The 18,715-nt window shown below is 37.7% G+C and carries 20 protein-coding genes; 14 read left to right on the top strand and 6 right to left on the bottom strand.

What is annotated here, in order from left to right; genetic code table 11:
* Positions 1-278 precede the first annotated feature (278 nt).
* Positions 279-2,411 carry a response regulator gene (locus tag MED134_RS07860; RefSeq protein ID WP_158407704.1) on the bottom strand — a complete coding sequence of 711 codons (2,133 nt, stop codon included), beginning with the start codon at positions 2,409-2,411 and terminating at the stop codon, positions 279-281.
* 417 nt (positions 2,412-2,828) lie between these two features.
* Here MED134_RS07860 and acs point away from each other — a divergent pair, with 417 nt between their 5' ends.
* Positions 2,829-4,739 (top strand): acetate--CoA ligase, encoded by a 1,911-nt coding sequence (gene acs, locus MED134_RS07855; protein ID WP_038597680.1) that lies wholly within the window; start codon positions 2,829-2,831, stop codon positions 4,737-4,739.
* 41 nt (positions 4,740-4,780) lie between these two features.
* On the opposite strand, the gene MED134_RS15330 is transcribed toward acs, so the two are convergent.
* On the bottom strand, positions 4,781-4,930 hold the full coding sequence (locus MED134_RS15330) for a hypothetical protein (RefSeq protein ID WP_193352748.1): 150 nt from the start codon (positions 4,928-4,930) through the stop codon (positions 4,781-4,783).
* Positions 4,931-5,088: 158 nt separating this feature from the next.
* On the opposite strand from MED134_RS15330, the gene trxA reads away from it, so the two are divergent.
* The 10 genes from trxA (at position 5,089) to MED134_RS07810 (ending at position 12,591) form a co-directional block, all read left to right on the top strand.
* Positions 5,089-5,385, top strand: coding sequence for a thioredoxin (trxA, locus tag MED134_RS07850; RefSeq protein WP_038597677.1), 297 nt, complete (start codon positions 5,089-5,091; stop codon positions 5,383-5,385).
* 1 nt (position 5,386) lies between these two features.
* Positions 5,387-5,989 carry a thiamine phosphate synthase gene (locus MED134_RS07845; protein WP_038597674.1) on the top strand — a complete coding sequence of 201 codons (603 nt, stop codon included), beginning with the start codon at positions 5,387-5,389 and terminating at the stop codon, positions 5,987-5,989.
* 19 nt (positions 5,990-6,008) lie between these two features.
* Positions 6,009-6,173, top strand: a complete 165-nt coding sequence (locus MED134_RS15325; protein WP_193352747.1) for a hypothetical protein — start codon at positions 6,009-6,011, stop codon at positions 6,171-6,173.
* Positions 6,174-6,307: 134 nt separating this feature from the next.
* On the top strand, positions 6,308-7,819 hold the full coding sequence (locus MED134_RS07840) for a carboxypeptidase-like regulatory domain-containing protein (RefSeq protein ID WP_038597671.1): 1,512 nt from the start codon (positions 6,308-6,310) through the stop codon (positions 7,817-7,819).
* Between the two features lie 105 nt (positions 7,820-7,924).
* On the top strand, positions 7,925-8,545 hold the full coding sequence (locus MED134_RS07835) for a DUF4230 domain-containing protein (protein ID WP_038597668.1): 621 nt from the start codon (positions 7,925-7,927) through the stop codon (positions 8,543-8,545).
* The gene (locus MED134_RS07830; protein ID WP_038597666.1) at positions 8,545-9,033 is read left to right on the top strand and encodes an AAA family ATPase; all 489 of its coding nucleotides are present in this window, start codon (positions 8,545-8,547) and stop codon (positions 9,031-9,033) included. The genes MED134_RS07835 and MED134_RS07830 overlap by 1 nt, the downstream gene beginning before the upstream one ends.
* Positions 9,030-9,386 carry an MmcQ/YjbR family DNA-binding protein gene (locus MED134_RS07825; RefSeq protein ID WP_035325865.1) on the top strand — a complete coding sequence of 119 codons (357 nt, stop codon included), beginning with the start codon at positions 9,030-9,032 and terminating at the stop codon, positions 9,384-9,386. The genes MED134_RS07830 and MED134_RS07825 overlap by 4 nt, the downstream gene beginning before the upstream one ends.
* Before the next feature lies 1 nt (position 9,387).
* The gene (locus MED134_RS07820) at positions 9,388-11,160 is read left to right on the top strand and encodes a MutS-related protein (protein ID WP_038597663.1); all 1,773 of its coding nucleotides are present in this window, start codon (positions 9,388-9,390) and stop codon (positions 11,158-11,160) included.
* Between the two features lie 55 nt (positions 11,161-11,215).
* Positions 11,216-11,587 (top strand): VOC family protein, encoded by a 372-nt coding sequence (locus tag MED134_RS07815; protein WP_038597660.1) that lies wholly within the window; start codon positions 11,216-11,218, stop codon positions 11,585-11,587.
* 2 nt (positions 11,588-11,589) lie between these two features.
* Complete coding sequence (locus MED134_RS07810) at positions 11,590-12,591, top strand: metal-dependent hydrolase (RefSeq protein ID WP_038597657.1); 1,002 nt, start codon at positions 11,590-11,592, stop codon at positions 12,589-12,591.
* Here MED134_RS07810 and MED134_RS07805 read toward each other — a convergent pair.
* The 4 genes from MED134_RS07805 to MED134_RS07790 form a co-directional block, all read right to left on the bottom strand.
* Complete coding sequence (locus tag MED134_RS07805) at positions 12,588-13,007, bottom strand: response regulator (RefSeq protein WP_038597654.1); 420 nt, start codon at positions 13,005-13,007, stop codon at positions 12,588-12,590. The two genes, MED134_RS07810 and MED134_RS07805, sit on opposite strands and share 4 nt — an antisense overlap.
* A gap of 4 nt (positions 13,008-13,011) precedes the next feature.
* The gene (locus tag MED134_RS14720) at positions 13,012-14,424 is read right to left on the bottom strand and encodes a sensor histidine kinase (RefSeq protein ID WP_052084162.1); all 1,413 of its coding nucleotides are present in this window, start codon (positions 14,422-14,424) and stop codon (positions 13,012-13,014) included.
* Positions 14,424-14,972, bottom strand: a complete 549-nt coding sequence (locus MED134_RS07795) for a response regulator (RefSeq protein ID WP_038597651.1) — start codon at positions 14,970-14,972, stop codon at positions 14,424-14,426. The genes MED134_RS14720 and MED134_RS07795 overlap by 1 nt, the downstream gene beginning before the upstream one ends.
* A 100-nt stretch (positions 14,973-15,072) precedes the next feature.
* A complete protein-coding gene (locus MED134_RS07790) occupies positions 15,073-15,900 on the bottom strand; it encodes an AraC family transcriptional regulator (RefSeq protein WP_038597648.1) in 828 nt (275 codons plus the stop codon).
* A gap of 132 nt (positions 15,901-16,032) precedes the next feature.
* Here MED134_RS07790 and MED134_RS07785 point away from each other — a divergent pair, with 132 nt between their 5' ends.
* Genes MED134_RS07785 through MED134_RS07775 form a run of 3 tightly spaced genes read left to right on the top strand, consistent with a single transcriptional unit; the run spans position 16,033 to position 18,714 of the window.
* Complete coding sequence (locus MED134_RS07785; RefSeq protein WP_038597645.1) at positions 16,033-16,947, top strand: dihydrodipicolinate synthase family protein; 915 nt, start codon at positions 16,033-16,035, stop codon at positions 16,945-16,947.
* Positions 16,947-17,210: a DUF1272 domain-containing protein gene (locus tag MED134_RS07780; protein ID WP_038597642.1), complete on the top strand. Its 264-nt coding sequence runs from the start codon at positions 16,947-16,949 to the stop codon at positions 17,208-17,210. Before MED134_RS07785 ends, MED134_RS07780 begins: the two co-directional genes overlap by 1 nt.
* Before the next feature lie 7 nt (positions 17,211-17,217).
* On the top strand, positions 17,218-18,714 hold the full coding sequence (locus MED134_RS07775) for an aldehyde dehydrogenase (NADP(+)) (protein WP_038597639.1): 1,497 nt from the start codon (positions 17,218-17,220) through the stop codon (positions 18,712-18,714).
* Position 18,715: the final 1 nt, after the last annotated feature.

Raw genomic sequence — 18,715 nt, 5'->3', positions numbered from 1 at the left:
ATAAAATTGTTTTCTTGAGCAGGTTAAGCCTGCCAAATTAGTTTCAGTTCTTTCTTGAGTCACTCCCAAGAAAATCATCGTTCTTGTGAACAGTGCAAATATGAACCATAAAAGAATCTCCATACGAAATGTAAACGCTTACTTACGTTTATAGTCGTTTGTAAATGATTGTAAGTATTTGTAAATGAATAAATTATTTATGAAATTTTAATACAAATAATTTAAAATCAGTTGTTTAGGTGAATTATTAAGTCTGTTTTATATACTTTACAAGTATGCTATGATAGGTGATGCAATAATAAAGCAAGAAGCTTTTCTGTCTTATAAGGTTTTAAAATACTATCATCTATACCGTGTTTGCCCAGCTCATTACTTTCATTATTATAGTTTGTCGCAGTTAATGCTATAATAGGAGTTGTAGTATTAAATTCTCTTATGGCGACGCTCGCATCTATACCATTCATCACGGGCATATTAATATCCATAAGGATAAAGTCATACGTGTTTTCTTGTACCATAGATACAGCTTCTAGGCCGTTACTAGCGGTATTGTTTTCAATACCATATTGCTCGAGAACTTTTTTGGTAACTACTTGATTGATTTTATTATCATCTACGATCAGTATTTTTTTACCCTTAAGCTTATCATAACCAGATATTTCAAATGGAGCTTCTACGTGTTCTTCACTCCCGGTTTCGAGATCTATTTCAAAGTAAAAGTTTGAACCCTTGTTAGGGCTACTTTCTAATGAGAGTTTACTCCCCAGTATTTTTAAAATCTTATTTACAATGGGTAACCCTAAGCCTGTTCCGTCTTGAGTAGTTAAGTTTTCTGCTTGGGCAAATTCATTAAAGATATTTGCCTGTTCTTCTTCTGGTATACCTTGACCGGTATCTTTTACTTCAAACAGTATGCTGTTTACTTTGCCTACTTGTTTTTTAAGAGTTGCCTTTATGGTAATGCTGCCATCTTCTGTAAATTTACTAGCATTACTCATTAAGTTCATAAGCACTTGTGATATCTTGGTTTTATCTCCATACAATGTGTTAGGAATCTCTGGATCGATAATGCTATGAAAACTATTGTTATTCTTCTTATTAATAAATTCTAGGTTTTGCCCTATGTGATGTATTAATCTATCTAGGCTAAAATTTGACATCTGTAGGCGCTCCCCTTCCTTAGAGCCATATTTATTTAAACTCAGTATGTCATTTACCAAAGCCAGTAAATAATCTGCCGAAAATTTTAATGATTTGAGGTCGTCATTATGCGATTTAAGCGCAGGATCTTCTAAAAAAACAGAGGATAGACCAATGATTCCATACAGGGGTGTTCTTAACTCGTGGCTTATTGTAGATAGAAATTTAGTATTGCTACTTGCTAGCTTTTGGGATCTCTTTTTTGCTTCAAGATACTGTCTGTTTTTTGCTCTCAAATTTTGTAAAAGCTTATTTCTTTTTGATCTACCATATAAAAGTGAGCCTATTAGTATGAGTAGAATAGCCCCTATAGTTAGTGTGGTTTTAAGGAGCAAATTGTTTTGTTGAGCCGTTTGTGCCGCTAGATCATTTTCTAACTTAGATGCTCTAAGTTCTTGTTTGTATTTGTTGAGATTAAAACGCGAAGTAGCATTTTTTTCTTGTTTAATTTTATTGGACTCATATCGTTTTTCAACGAGAGCATCATAAACTTTACGCACCTCATTAATCTCTCTGTACATCCCTAAAGATTCATAAGCCTGCATTAAATTTTTATAGTTATTAATCTTGTAATTATCATCTTGCTTCTCACCACCTATTTCCATAGATTTTTTTATCGCAGTAATAGCTTCTCGTGGTTTATCTTGTAATAGGTGTATGGCACCTTGTACATAGTAAACGGTACTCTCAAAATTTTGTTTTCTGCCGTTAAAATCGTGAAGCTCGAGCAGGTCTTTTGCCTTGTTTAGATACGGTTGCGCTCTATCTGGCTTGTTTATAGTAACATATAGTTCGGCTAGGTTATTATAGGCTACAAAATATGCTACCGTATTGTCTGCAACCCCTTGACTAAGTTCTAGTGACTTTTCAAAATACTCAATAGCCTTTTGCGGTTCTTGCTCAAAAAAAGTATTACCCAGATTGATATAAGCACTCACCATTCCAAAGGTGTCACTAGCTTGCCTGCGCTCCTCAAGACTCTTTGTAAATAGCTCTTCTGCTCCGTGTATATTGTCTACTTGTATAAAGGCGTTACCTAAAGCGCTTCGTAGTCTAGCCGCAAGAGCTTGCTCTTCGAGACGTTGTGCGTTTTCTATAAGATAGGGTGAAACCTCAATGATTTTTTCATAACTAGACTCATTAAATAGTTCTAATATGAGAGGTAGATATGAGTTAATTTCATCTTTTGTAAGCTCTTTTTCTTGAAGCATTAAAATATCTTCTTGAGAAAATTTTTCTTGGCTATAAGAAACGGCTGACTGTAGGATTAAAAAAAAGAATAAAAATAAAACGCTTTGTCTTACCATAGTATATGATTTGGGACCATTAAAGTAGCTCTTATCAATTTTTTATACTCAAAATAGACGTAATTAATTGATTTTGTGATTTATATCTTGAAAATAATACATTTTATCGATAAAATTTGCGATTTTTTATTTTTTTGTGATTTTTAGTAAGTATTTCAATACCAATAACTTATTCATTGACGGGTGCTTTAGGATATTGAGACGTAAATCCTGTTCCATTATAGTGTTGTGTGTATAGAGATTACGCTTTCGCGAAAGCGTACTTATATCTTTTTCTATTAAATAATTCCTCCATATCTTTTATCTGTAATTAGAAAGCTTATGAGTAACTATCACATTAAGGGCTTAGAAGAGTATTTTCAAGTCTACCGAAAGTCTGTAAATACGCCTGAAAAATTTTGGGAAGAAATAGCCGAAGAGAACTTTGTTTGGAGAAAAAAGTGGGATACTGTACTGCAGTGGGATTTTACAAAACCAGAGGTAAAGTGGTTTAAAGGGGCGCAGCTCAACATCACAGAAAACTGTATAGATAGGCACCTGTATACTAAGGCAGATCAAACGGCTATCATTTTTGAGCCTAATGATGTAGATGAGCAAGCACAACACATTACTTATAAACAACTGCACGAGCGCGTGTGCAAATTTGCAAACGTGTTAAAAGATCAGGGCATTGAGAAAGGTGATCGTGTATGTATATATCTACCTATGATACCAGAACTCTCTATAGCCGTACTCGCCTGTGCTCGTATAGGTGCGGTACACTCTGTAGTGTTTGCTGGTTTTTCTAGTACAGCACTTAGTACACGCATAAATGATGCTTCCTGTAAGCTAGTAATCACGAGTGATGGCTCTTATCGAGGTAAGAAAACCATAGATTTAAAAGGTATCGTAGATGAAGCACTTGCAGAAACACCTTGTGTAGACAGTGTGCTCGTTGTAAAAAGAATACATACAGAAGTCGCAATGAAAGAAGGCCGTGATCACTGGTTACAGCCCTTACTAGAAAAAGCAAGTGCAACTTGTGATGCGGTCCTAATGAATGCCGAAGATCCTCTCTTTATACTTTATACATCTGGATCTACAGGTAAGCCTAAAGGGATGGTGCACACCACAGCGGGATATATGGTATATAGCGCATATACGTTTAAGAACGTTTTTCAATATAGACAAGGAGATGTATACTGGTGTACGGCAGATATAGGTTGGATTACGGGTCATAGCTATATCATTTATGGGCCACTGGCAAATGGGGCAACTACAGTAATGTTTGAGGGTGTACCCACCTATCCAGATTGGGGTAGATTCTGGCAAATTGTAGAAAAACATAAAGTCACACAATTTTATACAGCACCTACGGCTATACGTGCGCTGGCCAAAGAGAGTCTTGATAATGTTACTAAGTATGACTTATCAAGTATTAAAATTTTAGGAACCGTAGGAGAACCTATTAATGAAGAAGCGTGGCACTGGTATGATGAAAATATAGGTAAAAAAGGAATCCCAATAGCAGACACCTGGTGGCAAACCGAAACTGGAGGCATTATGATAAGTCCTATTCCATATGCTACACCTACTATACCAACCTTTGCAACATTACCATTACCAGGGATACAACCATCACTTATGGATGAAAATGGCGCTGAAATCAAAGGCAATCAAGTAGACGGCCGTCTTACTATTAAGTTTCCTTGGCCAGGGATGGCGCGCACTATATGGGGTAATCACCAGCGATATAAAGAAACTTATTTTACCGCCTATGAGAACAGGTATTTTACGGGTGATGGCGCCCTAAGAGATGCAACAGGTTATTATAGAATAACTGGTCGTGTAGATGATGTTATTATTGTCTCTGGACATAACCTAGGAACCGCACCTATAGAAGATGCCGTAAATGAGCACCCAGCCGTTGCAGAGAGTGCCATCGTAGGTTTTCCTCACGATGTAAAGGGTAATGCCTTATACGGGTATGTGATTCTTAAAGAAACAGGAGAGAGTAGAGATCAAGATAACGTGCGTAAGGAGATTAACCAGCTTATAACAGAACGTATAGGCCCTATTGCAAAACTGGATAAAATTCAATTTACACCAGGATTGCCAAAAACAAGGTCTGGTAAAATTATGAGAAGAATACTCCGTAAGATTGCTAGTGGCGAGAGCGAGCAGCTAGGAGATATAAGCACCCTGCTTAATCCAGAAGTTGTAGCGACTATAAAGGATAATGCATTACTATAAAAAAAGCCCTAAGTAGTTGCACTTAGGACTTTTTATAAATTCTAGTTGTTATCATTGAGGTTATCTCTAGGTTGTACGTACTCTTTTTTATCTTTTACTTGATGATTTATTGTTTTGCCGTGAGTAGCTTCTAGATTAATAGCTTGTTCTTTTTTACTAGTTTTCTCGGGATTAGGTGTTGTATTGCTCATAATTCTTATTTTTTGTTTACCTCAAGATACATTCATAAAATAGTGCTTGCCATACTTTTAAAACTCTTTAACCTCTACTTGTTAATAAGTGTAAAAGTGGTTAAGTGAGTGTGGTTGTAGTAAGATAGATTAACTTTGTACTACTAAAAACATTTGCTATGAAATCTTCATTTTCTGATATCATAAATTCTGAGACTCCTGTACTAGTAGACTTTTTTGCTACTTGGTGTGGGCCGTGTAAAACGCTTGGACCTATTTTAGAACAAGTAAAAGACACCCTAGGAGATGGTGTGAAAATTGTAAAGATTGATGTAGATAAAAACCAACCGCTGGCAGCAAAGTATCAAGTGCGCGGGGTGCCTACAATGATATTGTACAAAAATGGAAAACAGGTCTGGAGACAGTCTGGTGTACTAGACAAGACGGCGCTGGTTGATATCATTAAAAAATCATAATATGATTTTATTAATTTCTCCAGAGCAAACCACCCCAGATGAGGTAGAGACGCTTCATCATTTATTTGAAGCAGGTTTAGCACATTATCATTTTAGAAAACCTGAAGCAAGCCTTGATGAACATATTACATACCTCAATCGAGTAGACGCTCAGTATCACAACCGTATAATGACTCATAACTATCACGAGGAGCTTTGTAAGAAGTTTGACTTGCGTGGTGTGCATCTTGAAGAAGCAAAGTGGAGAGCTCAAGAAACTCGGTTAGAAGGGTATGTTTCCGCTTTCGCGAAAGCGAATAAAAAAGTATCATCATCATACCACGAGTTAGAAGATCTAGAAGCTCAGTCTGTAACTTTTGATTACACAATTCTAAGTCCCGTTTTTGCCGCTATTTCAAAAAGTGATATGCAAGGTCGTGGGTTTAATGTGCGAGCTAGCGAGAAGTTTATTGTAGGGATGGGAGGTATTAATGCCGTAACCACGCCAGAGGCAGTGGCACTTGGCTTTAAAGGAGTAGGCGCTCTGGGAGGTATATGGAATGCACAAAACCCTGTGGCTGCATTTGTAGAAATGCAAGAAGCTTTTAAAGAGGCAAATACATAACCTATAGTATATTTGCAGTATGGCAAAAAGAGGAACACCAAAAAACACAAAGAATAAGGCAAAGCATTCTAAACTTATGGATCGCAAGAAAAAGAAAGAGCGCGAAAAAAGAGAAGCGAGCCAAGAGCGACTTAAAGTTGCCAAAGAAAAAATGAAAGCTCTTAAAGAGAGTGAAGAAGAATAAAAAAACATCCTACGGGATGTTTTTTTTGTTGATAGTTAATTGTTTAGGTAACAAATAGGCTTTTGTTGCGTCTTTATAAAAACCTAGGCAACCATTTTAATTTTTGTTGCGTCTATATATAAAATAGCAATCTTATGACGGCACTTATAAAATTTATCTTAACACTCCTTATAGGTACATATGCAGCTGCAGCAGTTGCACAATCATTTAATGCAACAGTACACGACGCGCGTACTAATGAACCTATCCCGTTTGCCACCGTAAAGCTGTCTAAAAACACTGGTACCATTACAAATGAGGAAGGCATCTTTACCATAGGAGAACGTAAACTAGCAAGTCTTAAAGACTCCGTATATATCTCTTCTATGGGATATGAGGAGGTGGCTATTTTACCTAAAAAAGTAGGAGATACAATTATTAAATTAAAGGTAAAGACTAACGAGCTAGAAAACGTTTTTCTTACCAATAATCCGCTAGAGGTAGAAGATATTATAGCGCGTGTAAAAGAAAATATTGCCACAAATTATCCCAACACACTTACTGAGAAAAAAATATTTTTTAGACAATCTGCGTCTAATACTATGGATAAAATGGATGTTGAGGTAGAAAAGACAACCATCCCAGAGTTTAATCAAGCATTTATGGACAGCCTGGTGGGAGCGGTCGAAAAGAAAAGTGATTATTACAGCGAGTCTGTAGGTACGCTTGCTGGCAACTACAACAAACAAAAACTTGTTATTGATAAAGCGGCAAAGCTCTATGATAAAAGTAAGAAGGATGTAGGTGTAGAGAGTTTTGGTAAAAGACTGGAAGAGATTGTTGAGAAGAATGTAAAAGCAGATTCATATTTTAAAATAAAATCTGGAATTATAGGCACAACCATAGAAGTAGACGACTCTACAAAGATGGGGAGCTCAAACGGCGGACTCAAAATCGAGGTAGATACAGAGCAAGAAGAAAATGATAAAGAACAGGCCATCACAGCGAGTATAAAGTCTGATCTTTCTGATCTTTTTGAAGCGATGTTTTATAAAGAGGACACAAAGCTAGATTTTTTAACAAAGTCCAACCGTTACCGTTTTACAAAAAGAGAATTTACATCTATAGGAGATGCTATTGTTTATGTGATAGATTTTGAACCTAAGGGAAGAAAAGATTTTAAAGGCACCCTGTACATTAATACAGAAGACTATGCGGTAATGCGCCTAGAGTATGAGAATGTACGTAAGCTCTCTAGCTTTGGGATGTTCGGGATAAGCTATAAAAAGCACTTGTATAGAGGCAAGAGCATCTATGCAAAAGACGAAAATGGAGGCTACTCACTGCGATATATGGAGCTAGAAGATGGTGATAAAGTAGGCATAGATAGACCACTTAAAATCATCGAAAAAAATAAAAACGTAGCAGGCCGAAGAAAACAAAATGAAGTTGCAATGGAGATAGAGTTTGCAACTACGAGTTACTCAAAAAAAGAGCTTGTCGTGTTTAACTCTGTTGTAATAGACGAGCCAGCTTATAAAAATGTAACAGAGAGTGAAGAGCTAGAAGCGACCTACTTACCTAACTATGATCCTAATTTCTGGAAAGGGTACACGATTATGGAGCCTAATGCGGCCATACAAAGCTTTAAGTCAGAAAGTAAGTAACAATTCACCTCCCATATCATAATTAAGATAATGCCAGTATACTATCTAGGGTAGCTGGCATTTTTATGTATACAGGTCTAAGGGGGCTTTTAGTATCTTTACTTTATGGAATTAGTATTTATAGGGCTCGCAATAGGAGCGGTACTCTCATATTTTATATACAACTGGTTTTCTGGCAAATCAAAAACACCAGATGCCCACGCACAATCTGTAGTGCTTATGGAGCGCATACGCACGGTATGTAAGTTCATAACCGTAGAAGGCGATTTTGCCGAAATATATCACTACGAGGGCCTCAAAAATAAATGGATGAACCTCTTGCTAGGGTCAAAAAAAGCTATTGTACTCATAGATGCAAAGGCGCACATAGGTTTTGATCTTACTAAAATAAAGATGGAGGCAGATGATAAGAATAGAACCATAAAACTCTTTGGCTTTCCAGATCCTGAGTTACTATCTGTAGAGACAGATTTTAAGTATTATGACAAGAAAGAAGGCTGGGCAAACCCTTTTACTAGTACAGATCTTACCGAGATTAATAGAGAAGCAAAGCAGCACATACGTGACAAAATACCACAAAGCGGCTTGTATGAAGAGGCAAAATCTCAAGCACTTGAGACGGTGCAATTAATGCAAAAGCTGGTAGAAACCATAGGATGGAAACTAGACTACTCATCACTAGAAATATCTGACACTACAACGAGTAAACCTAAAATAGAAGCCTAGTGATACATCTCATTACAGGTAACACTGGTGCGGGTAAAACCACCTATGCCCTCGCTCTTAAAAAAGAGGTAAAAGGTGTCATATTCTCTATAGATTATTGGAACAAGACGCTCTTTCTAGATGACAAGAAAGAGACAGATGGTGTAGACTGGTTTTTAGAACGTATTAACCGCAGCGATGAGATGATACAGTCACTTATCATCCAGTTACACGAGGCAGGTACGCCAGCTATACTAGATTTAGGATTTGCAAAAGCAGAAAGGAGAGCACGTTTTTACGCTTTCGCGAAAGCGCAACAAATCCCTTTCCAGTTACACTTTTTAGACATAGATAAAGAAGTTAGACAGCAGCGCGTGACGCATCGCAATCTAGAAAAAGGGACGACATATCAATTTGACGTCTCACCAGCCGATTTTGAATTTATGGAAACTTGGTTTGAACCGCTCACAAGTGCAGAGCGTAAAATCGCATATATCAAAAAGCGATGAATATAGAGGCCTTTAGAGAATATTGTATGAGTAAAAAGGGCGTAACAGAAGCGTTTCCCTTTGATGCAGATACGCTCGTTTTTAAAGTAATGGGTAAGATGTTTGCCGTGTGTGGACTAGAGCGCGTGCCTCTAGCTGTAAACCTTAAATGCGACCCAGATCGCGCTGTAGAACTGCGTGAGATGCACGACGGCGCCATTACTCCTGGCTGGCATATGAACAAAACACACTGGAACACCTGCGTACTAGAATCGCTACCCGTCTCGTTACTTATTGAGCTTACAGACCACTCATATAACCTAGTGGTTTCAAAAATGACAAAAAAACTTCAAGCCGAGTTAAAGGCGCTATAATATGAATACACCTACTACCTTTTATAAGGATCAAATAACACAACACAGTCAAGAATTATCTAAAGTCAAGACAAAACTCAATGTGTCAAGTACTGTGCGTCTTGCCGTTTTTATCGCTACTGGAGCTGGTATATACTTTAGTCTAGGTAATACACAATTGCTTATAGGTTGTATAGTATTGGGTATTGTTGCATTTGTAATACTAGTGGGGCGTCATAGTAAGTTACAGCACGAGCGAGATCTCCTTAAAGCACTAATAGCGCGTAGTGAAGTAGAGCTTAAAGTATTAGAACGAGATTTTACAGATTTACCAGATGGGAGTGAGTTTCATAATCCGGAGCATTTATATAGTCAAGATATAGACCTTTTTGGCCGTGGATCTTTTTATCAATACTTTAATCGTACAGCGCTACAGAGCGGCGCTGCAAGACTTGCAGAGATGATGCTCTCTAATGATACACTAGATATTAAAAAGAAGCAAGAAGCTGTAAAGGAGCTTAGTACACTTGCCACCTGGAGACTTAGATATGGAGCTATTGCATCGCTTGTAAAAACAGATGTCTCTGCACAGGCTGTTGTAAGCTGGTTACAAGAGTATACCACTTTTGTGCCTAGTATGATGAAAGTTTTTACAAAGGTCTTTTCTGTAATTTCACTGGCAGTAGTTGGAGCTTATTTTTTAGGGTTTATTGCCGGCTGGTGGGTGTTTGTCATTTTTGGTATTGGTTTATTAATAAGTGGGCGATATGTAAAAAACATAGGGTTACTATCGGCGCATACAAGTGCTATACAGACTACATTTACTCAATATGCAAGTTTACTTGCAGAGATAGAAGCTCAAGAGTTTACGAGTACACTTCTTAATAATAAAAGAGAAAAAGTCATTACAGAAGCACAAGCAAGTTCTAGTATTTTAAAAAAATTCTCAAGACACCTTGATGCCCTAGATCAACGTAATAACATATTAGTAGGACTTATAACTAATGGGTTTTTTCTGCGTGATATAGGTGTTGTGTACAAGATAGAAGACTGGATTACTACAAATCGAGAGGCGGTAAATGACTGGTTTGAGGTGATATCATTTTTTGATGCTTACAATAGCTTGGGTAATTATACCTTTAATCATAGTCATCACGTCTTTCCAGAAATTGTAGCAGTTGGAGAAACCTTACGTGTAAAAGGAGCGGCACACCCGCTGCTAGATCCTGCTATTGCTGTGACTAATGACATTACTATAAAAGATGATGAGTTTTTTATAGTTACAGGAGCAAATATGGCTGGTAAAAGTACTTTTTTACGCACCGTCGCTTTACAAATTGTAATGAGCAACATAGGCTTACCTGTTTGTGCCAGTGAGGCAGTTTATAAACCCATAAAACTCATTACCAGTATGCGCACCACAGATAGCCTTACAGATGATGAGAGTTACTTCTTTAGTGAGCTCAAGCGCCTTAAGTTTATAGTAGATGAGATTGTAAACGAGCGCTATTTTATCATACTAGATGAAATTCTAAAAGGAACAAATAGTACAGATAAAGCTACTGGCTCCCGTAAGTTTATAGACAAACTGGTAGGTAATGGAGTAACGGGTATCATAGCTACACACGACTTAAGTCTTTGTGAGGCCGCAAACGATCTTGCTGAGGTAAAGAACTATTACTTTGATGCACAAATTATAGATGACGAGCTATTTTTTGATTACACTTTTAAGGAAGGCATTTGTCAAAATATGAATGCAAGCTTTCTTCTTAAAAAGATGGGTATAGTAGATTAATGCCTTCACTTAATATGAATTACTAACTTTACGATAGTAACTTAAAACTTCTATTATGATACTTGGTGCCTTTTCTACGAGTCTAAATGTAAAAAACCTTAAAGAAAGCAGAACTTTTTATGAGACGCTTGGGTTTAACGTTTTTGCAGGTTCGATGGAGCAAAACTATTTGATTATGAAAAATCAAAATGCGCTCATAGGTCTTTTTCAAGGAATGTTTGAGGGTAACATCCTTACATTTAATCCAGGTTGGGATGAAAATGCCCAGCCTCAAGATCAATATGATGATGTGCGAGTAATACAAGAACATCTCAAAGCACATAATGTGACACCCATTACTGAAGTAGATACCTCTACAAGCGGCCCTGGGAGTATGTTGTTTAAAGATCCAGACGGTAATATGATATTAATAGATCAGCACATATAATATTGGATAGTCTAACTCAAATAGTACTAGGTGCAGCCGTAGGAGAAGCTGTTTTAGGTAAAAAAGTGGGTAATAGAGCAATGCTCTGGGGAGCCATAGCTGGCACCATACCAGATCTAGATGTGGTGTGGAGATACCTTACAGATACTATTACAGCAACAGAGATGCACAGAGGCTTTAGCCACAGCATCATTTTTGCACTCATAGCGGCACCGTTTTTTGGGTGGCTTGTCCATCAGATAAAAAAGCGACCAGACGTAGGCTGGATGGGCTGGTCAAAACTTTTCTTTTGGGGCCTGTTTACACATCCGCTTTTAGATGCCTTTACAACTTGGGGCACACAAATATTTTGGCCCTTTCACTGGAGAGTTGCTTTTAATAGCATTTTTGTGGTAGATCCTTTATATACACTACCATTTCTCATATGTGTTATTGCAGCTGCTACAAGGGATAGAGATACGCTTTCGCGAAAGCGTACTAACAACCTAGGTATTTATCTTAGTACGGCTTATTTATTACTTACGGTTCTCATAAAATTTGCGGTGCACCATAAAGTAGAAGCGTCATTGCAAGAGCAAGGAATCACGTATACTAAAATCTCGACCAGACCTGCGCCGTTCAACACGGTTTTATGGAATATTAATGTCGATACCCAGGATGCTTACCTTATAGGTGATTACTCGTTTTTTGACTCTCAGCCTATAGTTTATAAAGCATTTCCTAAAAAAAGAGCGCAAGCCCAAAAATGGATTGAGACAGATGAGGTACAACGCCTTATTACCATTTCTGAAGGATGGTACATCTTAGAAAAAGAGGAGGAGAGCTGGGTGTATAATGACCTCCGTTTTGGCCTCATTTCAAATGATGATAATGATAGTCAGTTTGTGTTTAGATACCTTCTTACAGAAAATGACGGAGCCATAACCGCCACCGAAGACCGACCTACACCAGAAAATGGAAAGAAGCTACTCATAGATTTATGGCAACGAATTAAAGGCAATTAGTCATCAAATCTTCCTGGAAATTGCTCACACAATATCTTCATAAGACTTTCTTTTGTGAGTGGTTTGTTATCAAAGTGACATAGTAAAGGATACTTCTCAGCCTTTTGCTTATCTACTGGTGATGTTGAGGTTGTGAGCATTGCGATAACAACACCTGCTTTCTGGTTAATTTCTAGATTTTCATAATGTTCTAAAAATTCAAATCCATCCATACCCGGCATATTAATGTCTAAAAAGATGAGGTCAGGTTTTGGGTAGTCCTCATCTATTAACGTTTTAAGGTAATCGAGACCTTCTTCACCAGAGTATTTTATTGTCACTTTTGCGGTAACTTTTGCTTTTTTTATGACTCTAGAGTGTACAAAGTTATCAGACTCAGAGTCATCTATAAGTAATATCTCTCTTAGTGGTTGCATATGGTTATTTTTTTAATGTAAAGGTAAAAGTACTCCCTTCTCCTATAGTAGATGATACGCTTATTTTACCTTTATGGAGTTCTACAATTTTTTGACAGAAAGCGAGACCTATACCAGTACCTTCATAATCTTTTGCACTGTGTAGTCTGGTAAACATATTAAACACCTTCTCAAGGTGTTCCTTTTTAATACCTAGACCATTATCTATAACTTCAAACCTATAATATAGCTTAGTCTCGCTAAGTCCTATATGAATTTTTGGGGTACGCTCTGGAGGTGTAAATTTAATTGCGTTAGTAATAAGGTTTGTAAATAGCTGCCTTAGTTCTACAGGGTAACCAGGTACAATGGGTAAGGTGTCGTGAGTAATGACAGTTTGTGTTTCTTCTATTTTTGGGCCTAGGTCTATCTTAATCTCTTCTATAAGTTGAGAGAGCTCTACTTTAGATCGTGATCCAGATCGCCCTAACCTACTATAATTAAGGAGACCAGTAATAAGGGTTTTCATACGAGAAGTAGCCCCTTTTATAAACCCAAAATAAGTAGCGGCTTCACCGTCTAGCTTCTCTGCATAATCTTCTTCAAAGAGGTCTATAAAATTATCTACTGTACGTAATGGTTCTTGTAAATCGTGAGAGGCAATGTATGCAAACTGGTTAAGTTGTTTGTTCTTATTTTCCATCTCGTGTATGAGATCCTCATTCATTGCCATTTGTGCTTCCTTAAGGGCAATTTCATCATCTCTAGAGTGCACTAGCTCGATTAACTTTTCATTATTTTCTGCGAGTCTTGAGAAGAGTGGCATAAGGCGTTTTTTTACCGCATAAACATTATAAAGCATAAGCAATAGCGCGATAACCAGAGCGATAAGGCTCAAAACATAGATATTATCATAAGTAGACTTACGTTCTTTTAAAATTTCATTTTCTTCTATGAGCATAACATTCTTCATACTCTCTATATCTTCTATGAGTTGAAGTGTTTCTGCCCTACCCGATTTTTTTCTATTTTCTTCTGGTGTGCGTAAGATGTAGTTATCTAGGTTGTCATTCATCCCCTCGACGCGCTGGTTGAGTAGAGAGCGCATTTTTTTAAGGTTTTTGACCTGTACGGGGTCGCCTTCTATTTTTTGTTCTAGAACTTCTAGGCGATCATCAAGTTTTGCAACTTCTACCTTGTAATCTATACGGTAATCTGGGTCTTTACTTATGAGATAGCCTCTCAATTTTGTTTCGGCTTTGAGTATAGTTTCTGATACGCTGTGTATTTGCGCCTTAACTTCATTAGTATGTACTATCCACTTTTGAGAATATTGTGATGCTAGATAAAGCGCTCCTATAAGCAAGATGACTGCTAGGGTAGAAAAAAAACTAAGGTATAGGGACCTTACGATATTTTTAGACTGAGAGCTATCCATTAGTCTAGTGATAAAAACTTAAGTACTTTTTCTTTAAGTGATAGAATGGCTTCCTTATGCTCATAGGCTTCAAAATCGTGGTGGCGTAGATAATCTGTAAGCTCTTTTTCTCTTGCATCTTTCTCGCGTTGTCTCTCTAGGCGTTTAATGAGATCTTGCTTTTCTGAAATAAATTTTTCAAAAAGAGGGAGCAACTTTTGCTGTAAATTTTGGAGATTTTCTTTTAAGAAAAAACCAGAAGCGCCACTCATAATAAGCTCGGCGGCTTTTTCTTCATTATTAAGATTTCCAGTGATGATAATGACTGGAATCTCTTTATTAAATTCTTTTACTTGTTTTATAACGTCAAAGCCCGTAAAACCCTCGAGGTTAAAATCACTTATCACGATGTCTGGTAAAAACTGTTTAAGAGCCACCGCAAGCGAGAGTTCCTTATCAGAAATACTAATTTCTACATTTGTACAAAACTTCTTTATTTGCTTCTGGACTAAAAATGCGTCAGACACTAAGTCTTCTACAATAAGTATACGCAGAGGAGTATCTATCATCTGTATGTGGTCTTGGTTGTTAACGTAAAGATATGTGTATTTAACACTTTATCGTCTTAAGATAATTATAAAAAACACAAGCGCCTAGATTAGAGATATATCATTTTTCTTTTCTAAAAACTGTGGGAGTAATTCCTTTTATAGATTTAAAGCTTTTATTGAAATGGGATAGCGTTTTATAGCCACATAAATCTGCTATACTACCTATGGTGAGATCGCTATTTGTAGCGAGATAAGTACAAGCCTTTGAGATACGTACTTCTGTAAGAAACGTAAAATACGTCTTATTTGTGCGTTGTTTAAAATATTTACAAAACCCGTGTGGCGTGAGTGCTGTGAGAGCGGCAAGTTGTGCTAGAGTAATGTCTTGGTGATAGTTGCTTAAGGTGTAGTCAAAGATGGCGCTCATACGTTTTCCATCTTTTTCAGAGATATGGCGTTCGTATATAAATTCAGATAGGGGAGTGCGTTTTGCTACCTTAAGCGCGGTTATAATATCTATAAAATAACCCAGTTTATAGATACCTTTTGCTGTAGCGATGTAGTTAAAAAGCGCAGCGATATCTGGCGTTATGGAGGTTTTAAATCCCGCTTTCGCGAAAGCGTAAAAATCTACAATCCCTTTACCCTCATCTAGTGCCAAAAAAGTATCTCCAAAGGAGGCAAGACTAAAAAACACCGTATGCATTAACGCCTGCTTACCATCGCTATTAAAAACGTGCGGCTGGTGACTACCCAAAACAATAACATCTCCCTTAACAAAAGAATGGACCGCATCTCCTGCAAAGAGTGTCCCAGATCCCTCTTTTATAAAACTTATTTGCACCTCTTCGTGATTATGAAGCGAGTTATATAACACGCCTTCATCAACTTGAAAAAGTATGGCAGCATTAGTAGGCTTGGGTATCTTAAAAGGCAGCACTTTCATAGAGCTAAGATACTTTTTTGCTAGATAATGACATAAGAACTTAATATTTGGATAATATACAGTTAGCAATGGATAAAACAGTATTTAATCTAGAGGTAGTCGTACGGCTATCTTTGATAAAAAATTTAAAATATGGCGATAGAGTGGAAAGGTGTAATGCCGGCTGTTACAACCAAGTTTACTGATACTGATGGGCTGGATATACCAGCATTTAAAAAAAATATAAAAGCACAACTTGATGCTGGAGTACACGGCATAGTACTAGGAGGTACACTAGGAGAAGCAAGTACGCTAGAAGATCACGAGAAGCGCACACTTACAAAAGAGACCGTGGCTTATGTAGATGGTAAAGTGCCTGTAATGATAAATATAGCAGAGCAGTCTACAAAGGGCGCTATTGCCGCTGCTCAAAAGGCAGAAGATGACGGTGCAAGCGGCCTTATGATGTTGCCACCTATGCGATATAAAGCGGGAGATCAAGAGGTGATACAGTACTTTAGTGATGTGGCTAGTAGTACAAAACTACCCATTATGATTTATAATAACCCTGTAGATTATAAAATTGAGGTTTCCTTAGCGATGTTTGAGGTATTACTAAAACACGATAACATACAAGCAGTTAAGGAGAGCACAAGAGATATATCAAACGTGACGCGCATTAAAAATAACTTTGGCGATAGGCTTAAAATTATGACAGGTGTAGACACACTTGCACTAGAGTCATTGCTTATGGGTGCAGATGGTTGGGTAGCAGGACTTGTATGTGCTTTTCCAGAAGAGACGGTTGCTATTTACGAGCTGCAAAAAGCAGGAATGATACAAGAAGCACTTGCTATCTATAGGTGGTTTTTGCCCTTACTAGAGTTAGATATAAATCCTAAATTAGTACAAAACATAAAACTCGCCGAGGTACATACAGGTATAGGTACAGAAAATGTGCGAGCACCTAGGTTACCGCTTTTTGGAGAAGAAAGAGAGCAAGTGCTCAAGATTATAAAAGAAGGAATAGCCACAAGGCCTACGTTACCTAACTATAAAAATCTTTAATGCTTGCGTTAAGACCCTCTTGTGAACATTGTAATGTGCCCTTACCACCAGAATCTGGTGAGGCAATGATTTGTAGCTTTGAGTGTACTTTTTGTATTACTTGTGTCACAGAGCTATTAAAAGAAGTATGTCCTAACTGTGGAGGAGGGTTTGAAAAACGTCCCGTTAGGCCTAAAGAGTTATTAATAAAATATCCAGCATCTACAACCGTAGTTCATAAACCAGTAGCTATTGTAGCGCACCTTAAAACCATAAAACCATAAAAGCATAATGATTACAGGTAAAAATCAAATAGGGTATAAACAATCTGCAGAGGGTGCAAAAACGTACAAGACGGCAAACCCTGTGACCAATAGCGATAACCCAACAGTTTTTTATGAAGCCACCCAGTTAGAAATAGATGAAGCTTGTAGCCTAGCTGCTCACGCATTTAGTACATATAGTAAACTTCCTGGTGTAAAACGCGCAAGCTTTTTAAACGCCATTGCAGATGAGATTGAGGCATTAGGCTCAGACCTAATATCAATGTATATGCAAGAAAGTGGTCTTCCAGAAGGGCGCGCTCAAGGCGAAAGGGGTAGAACGCTAGGCCAACTAAGAATGTTTTCAAAGCTTGTAAAAAAAGACACTTGGAGAGTGCCGTTATTACAAGATGAAGGTGGTAATTTAAAAAAGACATACATACCGCTGGGGCCAGTAGTTGTTTTTGGAGCTAGTAATTTTCCACTGGCATTTTCTACCGCTGGAGGAGATACGGCAAGTGCACTTGCAGCAGGATGCCCAGTAATTGTAAAATCGCACCCTATGCACGCCGGCACAGGTGAGATGGTGGCGACAGCAATAACAAAAGCAGCCCAAAAGACGGGAATGCCAGAAGGTGTTTTTTCTAACCTTAATAGTAGTGGTAAAGAGGTAGGAGAGCAACTTGTAAAACATAAGGGTATAGCAGCAGTAGGTTTTACAGGCAGTCACAACGCAGGGAGAGCATTATATAATCTTGCTGCGGCTAGAGAGACTCCTATTCCTGTTTTTGCAGAGATGGGAAGTGTTAATCCTGTTGTTATTACACAACAGGCAATCTCAAAAAGAGCAGCTCAAATAGCCGAAACCTATGCCGCTTCTATCACGCAAGGCGTAGGACAGTTTTGTACAAATCCAGGGCTTATTATAACAGTAAAGAGCGAGGAGACAACACATTTTATAGAAATTCTAGCAAAACATCTTGAGGCCGCTCCCGATGGCTGTATGCTTCATACTCGCATACAAGAAGGATATGAGAAAAGTAAAAATGAGATAAAAGAACAAGAGAGTGTATCTCTTAAAGTAGTAGGGTCTTCATCAAAACCTAACCATACCACAGCAGCACTAGCCGTAGTAGATGGAACTTCTTTTATCGCAAATAAGACATTACATAAAGAGGTATTTGGACCATTTTCTATGGTTGTATTTGCAGAGGATGAAAATGAACTTCTTAAAATAATAAACAGTCTTGAGGGACAACTTACCGCCACGATTATTGCAGAAGATAATGAGACTACAGCCCTACAAGACATTACACTAGCATTACAAAATAAAGTGGGACGCATTATATATAACGGTGTGCCTACGGGTGTTGCTGTGGTAGATGGGATGACACACGGAGGCCCTTATCCTGCAAGTACAGATAGTAGATTTACGGCAGTGGGTAACCATAGCATTATGAGATGGGTGAGACCATTTAGTTTTCAAGATTTTCCAACGGCTTTATTGCCAGATTATTTAAAATAGT

It is taken from the genome of Dokdonia sp. MED134 (assembly GCF_000152925.2).
Taxonomy (GTDB): domain Bacteria; phylum Bacteroidota; class Bacteroidia; order Flavobacteriales; family Flavobacteriaceae; genus Dokdonia.
The sequence above is the reverse complement of the archived record's forward strand: the minus strand, read 5'-3'. Positions and strand labels throughout refer to the sequence as shown.

Bases quoted from the DNA above. Each gene is read 5' to 3' on its own strand.
- MED134_RS07860 (WP_158407704.1), bottom strand. From the start codon at position 2,411: ATGCTTCAAGAAAAAGAGCTTACAAAAGATGAAATTAACTCATATCTA.
- acs (WP_038597680.1), top strand. From the start codon at position 2,829: ATGAGTAACTATCACATTAAGGGCTTAGAAGAGTATTTTCAAGTCTAC.
- MED134_RS15330 (WP_193352748.1), bottom strand. From the start codon at position 4,930: ATGAGCAATACAACACCTAATCCCGAGAAAACTAGTAAAAAAGAACAA.
- trxA (WP_038597677.1), top strand. From the start codon at position 5,089: ATGAAATCTTCATTTTCTGATATCATAAATTCTGAGACTCCTGTACTA.
- MED134_RS07845 (WP_038597674.1), top strand. From the start codon at position 5,387: ATGATTTTATTAATTTCTCCAGAGCAAACCACCCCAGATGAGGTAGAG.
- MED134_RS15325 (WP_193352747.1), top strand. From the start codon at position 6,009: ATGGCAAAAAGAGGAACACCAAAAAACACAAAGAATAAGGCAAAGCAT.
- MED134_RS07840 (WP_038597671.1), top strand. From the start codon at position 6,308: ATGACGGCACTTATAAAATTTATCTTAACACTCCTTATAGGTACATAT.
- MED134_RS07835 (WP_038597668.1), top strand. From the start codon at position 7,925: ATGGAATTAGTATTTATAGGGCTCGCAATAGGAGCGGTACTCTCATAT.
- MED134_RS07825 (WP_035325865.1), top strand. From the start codon at position 9,030: ATGAATATAGAGGCCTTTAGAGAATATTGTATGAGTAAAAAGGGCGTA.
- MED134_RS07820 (WP_038597663.1), top strand. From the start codon at position 9,388: ATGAATACACCTACTACCTTTTATAAGGATCAAATAACACAACACAGT.
- MED134_RS07815 (WP_038597660.1), top strand. From the start codon at position 11,216: ATGATACTTGGTGCCTTTTCTACGAGTCTAAATGTAAAAAACCTTAAA.
- MED134_RS07805 (WP_038597654.1), bottom strand. From the start codon at position 13,007: ATGCAACCACTAAGAGAGATATTACTTATAGATGACTCTGAGTCTGAT.
- MED134_RS14720 (WP_052084162.1), bottom strand. From the start codon at position 14,424: ATGGATAGCTCTCAGTCTAAAAATATCGTAAGGTCCCTATACCTTAGT.
- MED134_RS07795 (WP_038597651.1), bottom strand. From the start codon at position 14,972: ATGATAGATACTCCTCTGCGTATACTTATTGTAGAAGACTTAGTGTCT.
- MED134_RS07790 (WP_038597648.1), bottom strand. From the start codon at position 15,900: ATGAAAGTGCTGCCTTTTAAGATACCCAAGCCTACTAATGCTGCCATA.
- MED134_RS07785 (WP_038597645.1), top strand. From the start codon at position 16,033: ATGGCGATAGAGTGGAAAGGTGTAATGCCGGCTGTTACAACCAAGTTT.
- MED134_RS07780 (WP_038597642.1), top strand. From the start codon at position 16,947: ATGCTTGCGTTAAGACCCTCTTGTGAACATTGTAATGTGCCCTTACCA.
- MED134_RS07775 (WP_038597639.1), top strand. From the start codon at position 17,218: ATGATTACAGGTAAAAATCAAATAGGGTATAAACAATCTGCAGAGGGT.